Annotated in this window: 6 protein-coding genes and 2 pseudogenes; 5 read left to right on the top strand and 3 right to left on the bottom strand. The window is 75.1% G+C overall.

What is annotated here, in order from left to right:
• Window positions 1-163: 163 nt before the first annotated feature.
• A pseudogene (locus GT045_RS24280) lies at window positions 164-346 on the bottom strand (hypothetical protein); the annotation flags it as partial.
• Between the two features lie 151 nt (window positions 347-497).
• Between GT045_RS24280 and GT045_RS24285 the strand changes: the two are divergent.
• Window positions 498-1,727 carry a glycosyltransferase gene (locus GT045_RS24285; RefSeq protein ID WP_161298304.1) on the top strand — a complete coding sequence of 410 codons (1,230 nt, stop codon included), beginning with the start codon at window positions 498-500 and terminating at the stop codon, window positions 1,725-1,727.
• A 457-nt stretch (window positions 1,728-2,184) separates the two neighbouring features.
• Here the strand turns inward: GT045_RS24285 and GT045_RS24290 are convergent, their stop codons facing one another.
• Window positions 2,185-3,210 (bottom strand): alcohol dehydrogenase, encoded by a 1,026-nt coding sequence (locus tag GT045_RS24290; protein WP_161335436.1) that lies wholly within the window; start codon window positions 3,208-3,210, stop codon window positions 2,185-2,187.
• A 96-nt stretch (window positions 3,211-3,306) separates the two neighbouring features.
• Window positions 3,307-4,002: pseudogene (locus GT045_RS24295) on the bottom strand (GTP-binding protein); the annotation flags it as partial.
• 298 nt (window positions 4,003-4,300) lie between these two features.
• On the opposite strand from GT045_RS24295, the gene GT045_RS24300 reads away from it, so the two are divergent.
• Genes GT045_RS24300 through GT045_RS24315 form a run of 4 tightly spaced genes read left to right on the top strand, consistent with a single transcriptional unit; the run spans window position 4,301 to window position 9,026 of the window.
• Window positions 4,301-4,801, top strand: coding sequence for a (2Fe-2S)-binding protein (locus GT045_RS24300; RefSeq protein ID WP_161290276.1), 501 nt, complete (start codon window positions 4,301-4,303; stop codon window positions 4,799-4,801).
• Window positions 4,798-7,284, top strand: a complete 2,487-nt coding sequence (locus tag GT045_RS24305; protein WP_161335437.1) for a xanthine dehydrogenase family protein molybdopterin-binding subunit — start codon at window positions 4,798-4,800, stop codon at window positions 7,282-7,284. The genes GT045_RS24300 and GT045_RS24305 overlap by 4 nt, the downstream gene beginning before the upstream one ends.
• Window positions 7,281-8,135, top strand: a complete 855-nt coding sequence (locus tag GT045_RS24310; protein ID WP_161335438.1) for a xanthine dehydrogenase family protein subunit M — start codon at window positions 7,281-7,283, stop codon at window positions 8,133-8,135. Before GT045_RS24305 ends, GT045_RS24310 begins: the two co-directional genes overlap by 4 nt.
• Before the next feature lie 15 nt (window positions 8,136-8,150).
• A complete protein-coding gene (locus tag GT045_RS24315; protein WP_161335439.1) occupies window positions 8,151-9,026 on the top strand; it encodes a MoxR family ATPase in 876 nt (291 codons plus the stop codon).
• Window positions 9,027-9,110: the final 84 nt, after the last annotated feature.

A 9,110-nucleotide genomic window follows, 5' to 3' on the forward strand; every position in this document is an offset into this window, starting at 1 on the left:
CGGGCGGCCAGGGGCAGCACAAGCCCCGGGGCCGGCTCCCGGGGGCCACGAGAGGCCCCGCCAGCCGGGCGGACAGGGGAACGACGGGCCACGGCGCCGGGCGGCCAAGGTCACGACAGGTCCCGGCGGCCGGGTGGGCCGGGGCCGTGGGGGTTTCGGTGGCTCAGCGCATCCAGGCGGCGTACTGCATCACGTCCCCGGCCCTGAGGCCGTACTCGGGATCGGCCCGGGTGGCGGTCAGTTCCAGGCCCAGCACCGCTCCGGTGGACGGGTCCATGATCAGCATCCGCCGGGCGCCGAGCCCGTCGTAGTGCACGTAGGCCTGGCCGGTGCGGCCGAGCCGGTCTGCTGCCGGCGGGTCCTCGTGGTGTCCGCCGCCGCTCCGGGGGGCTGAGGCCGGCGGTGGGCGATCGGCCCGAACCGGCCGTACGGACACGCCTCGTCGGGGTGCCGTGGCCCGCGCGGCCGTCATACTGGCCTGTGTGCGCGTTGCGATCATGACGGCGGGGTCCCGGGGCGACGCGGCCCCCTACACCGGGCTCGGGCACCGGCTCGCCCTGGCCGGCCACGAGGTCACCCTGGTCACCCACGGCCGCTTCGAGCCGCTGGTGGCCGGCTCGGCGGTGCGCTTCCACGCGCTGCCGGTGGATCCGCTGGCGGAACTGCGGTCACCGCGCGGCCGCGGGCTGGGCCGCAGCACCAACGGCGCCGGGAAGCTGCTGCGGCTGGGAGACCTGGCGCGGCGCACGGCCGGACAGCTGACCGAGGGTCTGCTGGCGGCGGCGCGCCGCAGCGACGTCCTGCTGCTGTCCGCCTCCGTGGCGCCGCTCGGGCACGCCGTCGCCGAGGGGCTGCGGCTGCCCAGCCTCGGCGTCTACCTGCAACCCGTCGCCCCCACCCGGGAGTTCGCCCCGCCGGTGCTGGGCGGCGGCGCCTGGGGCGGCCCGGTCAACCGGCTCGCCGGACAGGGGGTGGGCGTGGCCGTGGAGCAGCTGTTCGCCGCAGCCGTGCCGGCCGTCCGCGAGCGGCTCGGCCTCCCCCCGGTGCGCCCCGGCACCGCGCGGCGGTCGCGGGAGCGGCTGAACTGGCCGGTGCACCACGGTTTCAGCCCCTCGGTGGTGCCCCGGCCCGGCGACTGGCGGCCGGGGCTGGAGGTGAGCGGCTACTGGTGGCCGTACGACACCGGGGCGCCCCTGCCGCCGAGGCTGGCGGAGTTCCTCGACGCCGGGCCGCCGCCGGTCTTCGTCGGGCTGGGCAGCGCTCTCGTGCCGGACGCCCGGCGGCTGAGCGCGTGTGTGGTGGCGGCGCTGCGGCGGGCCGGGCTGCGCGGGGTGATCCAGCGCGGCTGGGGCGGGCTGGCCGCCGAGGGGGACGACATGCTCACCATCGGCGAGGTGCCGCACGCGGCGTTCTTCGGGCGGACGGCCGCCGTGGTGCACCACGCGGGCGCGGGCACCACGGCGGCGGGGCTGCGTGCCGGGGTGCCGGCCGTGCCGGTCCCGGTGCAGTTCGACGCGGGTTTCTGGTCCGCCCGGCTGGTCGCCCTGGGCGTCGCCCCGGCCGTCGTACCGCTGCGCCGCCTGACCGTGGACACCCTGGCCTCGGCGCTGGTGCGGGCGACCCGGGACCCGGCGTACCGGCGGCGTGCCGACGCCCTGGGGGCCCGTGTGCGGGGCGAGGACGGTACCGCGCCGGTCCGTGCCGCACTGGACCGGCTGTCCGGCTGACCGGCGTCACCGGACCGGCGACCGCGCTGACCGGCGTCACCGGACGGGCCGTCCGGCTGACCGGTGCCGCACAGGACCGGCGGCCCGGCTACCCCGGCATGTCACCGAACCGGCAGCCCGACCGACCGGTGCCGCACAGGACCGGCAGCCCGGCTGCCCCTGCACGTCACCGGACCGACAGCCCGGCTGCCCCCACCCGTCACCGGACCGACAGCCCGGCTGCCCCGGCACGTCACCGGACCGGCAGCCCGACCGACCGGTGCCGCACAGGACCGGCAGCCCGGCTGCCCCGGCAGGTCACCGGACCGACAGCCCGGCTACCCCGGCACGTCACCGGACCGACAGCCCGGCTGCCCCCCCCGTCACCGGACCGGCAGCCCGACCGACCGGTGCCGGACCGGTGGCCCGGCCGTTCGAAGGTCAGGAGGGCTTCCCCGTCGCGAGGGAGGCGGGGGCGTCAGCCCGGGGTGAGCACCATCCGGAAGCGGGCCCGGCCGGAGAGCATCTTGCGGTACGCCTCGTCCGCGTCGTCCAGCGGCACCGTCTCGGTCATGGGGCGGATGCCGTGCAGGGCGCTGAAGGCCATCGTGTCCTCGACCTCCTGCGAGGTGCCGGACGGGTGGCCGCGCACCACGCGGCCCGCCATGAGCAGCTGGGCCGGGTTGATGCCGAGGGGCGTCGAGTCCGCGCCGATGACGACCAGTTCACCGCGCGGGGCCAGACCGTCCACGGTGGCCGTGATGGCCTCGGAGTTCCCGGCGGTGGCCAGCACGGCCCTGGCACCGCCGAGGGACTGCAGCGCCTCGGCCACCGGGGTGGCGGAGGTGCTGTCGATGTAGTGGTGGGCGCCCAGTTGCTTGGCGAAGTCGGCCTTCTCCGGGCCCCGGGCGATCCCCACGGTCTCGAAACCCATCGCGACCGCGTACTGCACCCCGAGGTGGCCCAGACCACCGAGCCCGAGCACCGCGACCAGGTCGCCCGGCCGGGCCGAGCTGCGCCGCAGTCCGTTGAACGTGGTCACGCCCGCGCAGGCCATCGGCCCGGCGTCGCTCGCCGCCAGCCCCTCGGGGATGCGGGCCAGCGCGTCGACGGGGGCGATCACCTTCTCGCCGAAACCGCCGTCATAGGTCCACCCGGGGACCTTGAGGTTCACGCAGACGACGAAGTCGCCCGCACGGCAGGGCTTGCAGAACCCGCAGCTGCCGCCGAACCAGCCGACGGCCACCCGGTCGCCGGCCGACCAGCCGCGCTCCCGCACGCCCTCGCCCAGTTCCTCGATCCGCCCGGCGATCTCGTGCCCGGGCACCTCCGGGAAGGACACGTCCGGCAGTGCGCCGCTCACGAAGAGGGCGTCACTGTGGCAGACCCCGCAGGCGTCCACGGCGATCCGGACGTGGCCGGGCCCCGGTTGCCGGATCTCGCGCTCGACCAGTTCGAAGGTGCCGTCGGGAGCGGTCACCTGCGCGGCTCGATAGGTACTCATGGCACTCTCCGGGAACGGGTACGACGGCCTCCACACCCAACGGCCTCCCCACCCAGCAGACCAGCTCCGACCCGATCGCGCGCGCCGAAGGTCCGCTCACCCCCCTTTCCGCCGGGCCACGTTCAGCAGGTACTCCTTGCGGTTCAGCGGGTTGTGGTCGGTGCGCGGCCGCTGCGGCAGCGCACCCCGGGTCACCGGCGCGTAGTGGTCGAAGGCCGTCTCCAGCTCGCCCTCGCCCCGGGTCTGCCCCGGCAGCCGTCGCTCCAGGGTGTGCACCCGGGCCGCGGGCACCGTGCCCAGGAGCACGCAGGCCGCGGCGCGCGTACCGGTGCTGTCCGGCGCACCGCGCCGAGCCGCGCCGGTGCCGGCAGCAGCGTGCCGAGCGTGTCGGCCGGCGCCTCCAGGCGGAAGCGCTGCACGGGCTCGTACACCCGGAGTGCCGGCCCGGCGCAGCGCCTCGGTCAGGACCAGCGGGGTCAGGCCCCGGAAGTCGTGGCCGGTGCTCGACATGCTCTTGTCGAAGCCCTGGTGCGCATGGCTCTGCCGGGGCGAGTAGCCGGAGTGGGTCATGGTCACCGTGCAGTCCGTGACCTGCCGGCCGTGCAGCCCCTGGCCGAGGGTCTCCCGGACGGTGTCCTCCACGGCCCTGAAGAAGGCGTACGGCATCGAGCCCAGCTCCACCTCGAGCCGGAACCCGACGCCCGAGCCGGCCGGGGTGGGCTCCACGCGCAGGGTCTCGGGCGCGGCCGGGCCGGTACCGGGGACAAAGCGGGCGGCTCGCGTGCCGGGTCCTGTGGCCGTCCCCATCGGGACGAGCGGCAGGTCCAGCCGGTGCGCCGGCCCGCGGAGCACCGCCGCGTCCCGGGCACCAGGCAGGTCGATCTTGTTGCCACTCCTGCCTCCGCACGCCACGCCGACCACGCGGCCGCTCCCGCCGCCCACAGCCCACGCCGGCCCCGCCGGTGCCCTCGCCGCCGACCCCGCCGCCGCGCTCGCCGCCGCGCTCGCCGCCGTCCGGGGACGGACTTAGAGTGACCTACATCACGCCACCTGGCTGATTCCGCTCCTGCCCGCACGGCTTGGAGGGCGTATGACCCACATCAAGGTGACCGTGGACGGCACGACGTACGAGGACGATGTGGAACCCCGTCTCCTCCTCGCCCACTACCTGCGCGACCGCCTCGGCCTCACCGGCACGCCCATCGGCTGCGACACCTCGAACTGCGGGGCGTGCACCGTCGACCTGGACGGGGCGACCGCCAAGAGCTGCTCGGTACTGGCCGTACAGGCGGACGGCGGCGAGGTGACCACGGTCCAGGGGCTGGCGCGCGACGGCGAGTGGACACCCCTGCAACGCGCCTTCCACGAACAGCACGGCCTGCAGTGCGGCTACTGCACCCCCGGGATGATCATGGCTGCGCGCGATCTGCTGCGCGAGAACCCGCACCCCACCTCCGAGGAGGTGCGGCAGGCGCTGGAGGGCAACCTCTGCCGGTGCACCGGATACCAGAACATCGTCCGCGCGGTGCTCGCCGCGTCCGCACCGCAGGCCGGATCCGGACAGCAGGTCACCGAGGAGGCCACGGCATGACCGATCAGGCCGTGGCACGCGAGGTCGGCCGCTCCCGGCTGCGCAAGGAGGACGCGCGGCTCATCACCGGCCAGACCAACTGGACGGACAACATCCAGGTCGCGGGCCTGCTGCACCTGGCCTTCCTGCGCAGCCCCATGGCGCACGCCCGCATCACCCGCGTCGACGTCTCCCCCGCCCTGAAACGGCCCGGTGTGGTCGCCGCGTTCAGCGGCGCCGACCTCGCCGACGGGCTCGGCTCGCTGCCCTGCGCCTGGCCGGTGACCGAGGACATCGTGCTGCCCGACCACCCGCCGGTCGCCGTGGACGAGGTCCGCCACGCCGGTGACCCGGTCGCGGTCGTGGTGGCCCGCGACCGGTACGCGGCGGCCGACGCGCTGGAGGCGGTCGAGGTCGACTACGACCCGCTGCCGCCGGTCCTCGACCTGGAGGACGCGCTCGCCGAGGGGGCCCCGCTCGTCCACGCCGACAAGGGCACCAACCGCTGCTACACCTGGCCGCTCGCCACCGGCGAGAGCTTCGCGTCGGTCCGGGAACGCGCCGACGTGACCCTGAGACGCCGCTACCACCAGCAGCGGCTGATCCCCAACGCCATGGAACCGCGCGCGGTGGTGGTGACGCCGATCGCCGCCTCCGGCGAGTACACGGTCTACTCGGCGACCCAGATCCCGCACATCCTGCGGATCATGCTCGCCACCGTCACCGGCGTTCCCGAGCACAAGCTCCGGGTGATCGCCCCGGACGTGGGCGGCGGCTTCGGCTCCAAGCTCCAGGTGTACGGCGAGGAGGCCGTCGCGCTCGCGGTCGCGCGCAGGCTCGGCCGCCCCGTGAAGTGGACCGAGTCCCGCTCCGAGGGCTACCTCGCCACCCACCACGGCCGCGGCATGATCCAGGACGTCGAGATCGCCGCCACCCGCGAGGGCCGACTGCTCGGCCTGAAGGTGGACCTCCTCGCCGACATGGGCGCCTATCTGATGCTCGTCACCCCAGGCATCCCGATCCTCGGCGCCTTCATGTACCCGGCGATCTACAAGATGGACGCCTACGAGTTCACCTGCACCGGCGTCTTCACCACCCGCACCCCCACCGACGCCTACCGCGGTGCCGGCCGCCCCGAGGCCACGTACGCCATCGAGCGGATCATGGACGAGCTGGCCGTCGAAGTCGGCCTGGACCCCGTGGAGGTGCGGCGCCGGAACTGGATCCGGCACGAGGAGTTCCCGTACACCACCATCGCCGGACTGACCTACGACAGCGGCCACTACGAGGCCGCGACCGAGAAGGCCCTCGCCCTCTTCGGCTACGACGACCTGCGCGCCGAACAGCGGGAGCGCGACGAGCGCGGCGACCCCGTACGCCTCGGCATCGGCGTGTCGACCTTCACCGAGATGTGCGGTCTCGCGCCCAGCCGGGTGCTGCGCGACCTCCGGTACGCGGCCGGCGGCTGGGAGGCGGCGAGCATCCGCATGCTGCCCACCGGCAAGGTCGAGGTCGTCACCGGGACCAGCCCGCACGGCCAGGGCCACGAGACCTGCTGGAGCCAGATCGCCGCGGACGCGCTGGGCGTGCCGTTCGACGACGTCGAGGTGGTGCACGGCGACACCCGGTCCGCCCCGCTGGGCATGGACACCTACGGCTCGCGGTCGCTGGCGGTCGGCGGGGAGGCCGTGCACCGGGCGGCGGTGAAGGTGGTGGAGAAGGCGCGCAGGGTCGCCGCGCACCTGCTGGAGGCGAGCGAGCAGGACCTGGAGTTCAGCGCCGGGGTCTTCTCGGTGAAGGGCTCGCCGGAGGCGCGCAGGACCATCCAGGAGATCGCCTTCGAGGCGTTCACCTCGCACGACCTGCCGGACGGCGTCGAGCCCTCCATCAACGCCGAGACGGTGCTCGACCCGGAGAACTTCTCCTTCCCGCACGGCACCCACCTGTGCGCGGTCGAGGTCGACACGGAGACCGGCAGGATCCGGATCCGCTCGTACGTCTGCGTGGACGACGTGGGTACGGTCGTCAACCCGATGGTGGTCGAGGGCCAGGTGCACGGCGGGCTCGCCCAGGGCATCGCCCAGGCGCTGTTCGAGGAGGCCGTCTACGACGACCAGGGCAACCTCGTGTCGGGCACGATGGCCGACTACCTGGTGCCGTCGGCGGCCGACCTGCCCGACTTCGTCACCGACCGGACCCAGACCCCTGCGGTCGGCAACGCCCTCGGCGTCAAGGGAGTCGGCGAGGCGGGGACGATCGCCTCGACACCGGCCGTCGTGAACGCCGTCGTGGACGCGCTGCGGCCGCTGGGCGTGCGGGACGTGCGGATGCCGTGCTCCCCGCACCGCGTGTGGCAGGCCCTCCAGGCGGCGCGGTCCGGTGGCGCCGGCCCGGCGGACGGGACCGGGGGGACGGGACCGGCGCAGTCCGGCCAGTCCGGGCAGGCGGCCCTGTCCGGTGACATCGGCCGGTACGACCCGTCCGGGAAGGAGGGTCCGGCATGATTCCTCCCGCGTTCGAGTACACCCGTCCGGGCAGCGTGGACGAGGCGGTGCGCGCGCTCGCCGGCGCCGGCGAGGAGGGCAAGGTGCTGGCCGGCGGGCAGAGCCTGCTGCCGCTGCTGCGGATGCGGCTCGCCTTCCCCGAACTCGTCGTGGACGTGGGGCGGGTCCCGGAGCTGCGCGGAGTGCGGGAGGACGGCGGCGCGCTCGTCATCGGCGCCATGACCACGCACCACGAGGTGGTCCACGACCCGCTGGTACGCCGCCACGCCGGCCTGCTGGCCGAGGCCACGGCCACGGTGGCCGACCCCGCCGTACGGCACCGCGGCACCCTCGGCGGCTCCCTGGCGCACGCCGACCCGGCCGGGGACCTGCCCGCGGTGGCCCTCGCCCTGGACGCGGAACTCGTCGTCGCGGGACCGGGCGGCCGGCGTACCGTCCCGGCGCGGGACTTCTTCGTGGACTACCTGCAGCCGGCCCTCGCCCCCGACGAACTGCTGGTCGAGGTGCGGATCCCGAAGACGGACGGCTGGGACTTCCACTACGAGAAGTTCCACCCGGTCGCCCAGTCCTGGGCCGTCGTCGGGGTCGCCGCGCTGGTACGGCGCGAGGACGGGCACATCACGCGGGCGCGTGTCGGGCTGACCAACATGGGCTCGACCCCGCTGCGGGCCACCGCGGCCGAGGAGGCGCTGCGCGGTGCCGACGGCCCCGAGGCCGTCGCGCGGGCGGCGCAGGCGGCGGCCGAGGGCACCCGGCCGGCCCAGGACCTGTCCGCCTCGCCCGAGTACCGGCAGCACCTCGCGCGTGTGCTGACCCGGCGGGCGGTGCTGGCCGCCACGGGCTGGGGGTGAGCGCCGATCACCGGCATGGACGACCCGGAAGCGGTGCGGGCCCGGCTGGAGGAGACGGGGTACCTCGTCGACGAGGGTCTGGCGATCACCTGCTTCCTGGCCCTGAAGCTGCACCGGCCGCTGTTCTGCGAGGGCGACGCGGGCGTGGGGAAGACCGCCCTCGCCACCGCGCTCGCCGAGGCGCTCGGCGCGCCGCTGATCCGCCTGCAGTGCCACGAGGGCATCGACGCCTCCCAGGCCCTGTACGACTGGGACTTCCCGCGCCAGCTGCTGCACCTGCGGGCGGCCGAGGCCGCCGGGGTGACGGACGCCGACCGGCTGGAGAGCGAACTGTACGACCGGCGCTTCCTCATCGCCCGGCCGCTGCTGCGCGCCCTGCAGACGCAGCCGTCGGTGCTGCTGGTGGACGAGATCGACCGGGCCGACGACGAGTTCGAGGCGTTCCTGCTGGAACTGCTGTCGGAGTACTCGGTCACCGTCCCCGAACTGGGCACGCTGCGGGCCGAACAGCCGCCGGTGGCCGTGCTGACCTCGAACCGGACCCGGGAGGTGCACGACGCGCTCAAACGCCGCTGCCTCTACCACTGGTTCGACCATCCCTCCTTCGCCCGCGAACTGGCCATCGTGCGGCGCCGCCTGCCGCGCGTGTCGGCGCGGCTGGCCGAGCAGGTCACCGCGCTGGTGCAGGCGTTGCGCGGCGCGGACCTGCTCAAGCCGCCCGGGGTGGCCGAGACCATCGACTGGGCCGAGGCCCTGGACGCGCTGGGGGCGAGCGAGGTGGACGCGGAGCTGGCCACGGCGACCCTGGGAGCGGCGCTGAAGTACCGGGAGGACGCCGACCGCGCCCGGGGCCTCGACCTGTCGGCGGTCCTGGCCCTGCGGGGGGCGTGACGGCCGTGGGTGCACCGAGCGGCGGGGCGGCCCGGGGGCCGCGGACGCGGACGGGCGCGGAGCCGGCAGGGGCCGGTCCGTCCG

Origin of the sequence: Streptomyces sp. SID486 (assembly GCF_009865385.1) — a bacterium.
GTDB lineage: Bacteria > Actinomycetota > Actinomycetes > Streptomycetales > Streptomycetaceae > Streptomyces.

Bases quoted from the DNA above. Each gene is read 5' to 3' on its own strand.
- GT045_RS24285 (WP_161298304.1), top strand. From the start codon at position 498: ATGACGGCGGGGTCCCGGGGCGACGCGGCCCCCTACACCGGGCTCGGG.
- GT045_RS24315 (WP_161335439.1), top strand. From the start codon at position 8,151: ATGGACGACCCGGAAGCGGTGCGGGCCCGGCTGGAGGAGACGGGGTAC.
- GT045_RS24300 (WP_161290276.1), top strand. From the start codon at position 4,301: ATGACCCACATCAAGGTGACCGTGGACGGCACGACGTACGAGGACGAT.
- GT045_RS24305 (WP_161335437.1), top strand. From the start codon at position 4,798: ATGACCGATCAGGCCGTGGCACGCGAGGTCGGCCGCTCCCGGCTGCGC.
- GT045_RS24290 (WP_161335436.1), bottom strand. From the start codon at position 3,210: ATGAGTACCTATCGAGCCGCGCAGGTGACCGCTCCCGACGGCACCTTC.
- GT045_RS24310 (WP_161335438.1), top strand. From the start codon at position 7,281: ATGATTCCTCCCGCGTTCGAGTACACCCGTCCGGGCAGCGTGGACGAG.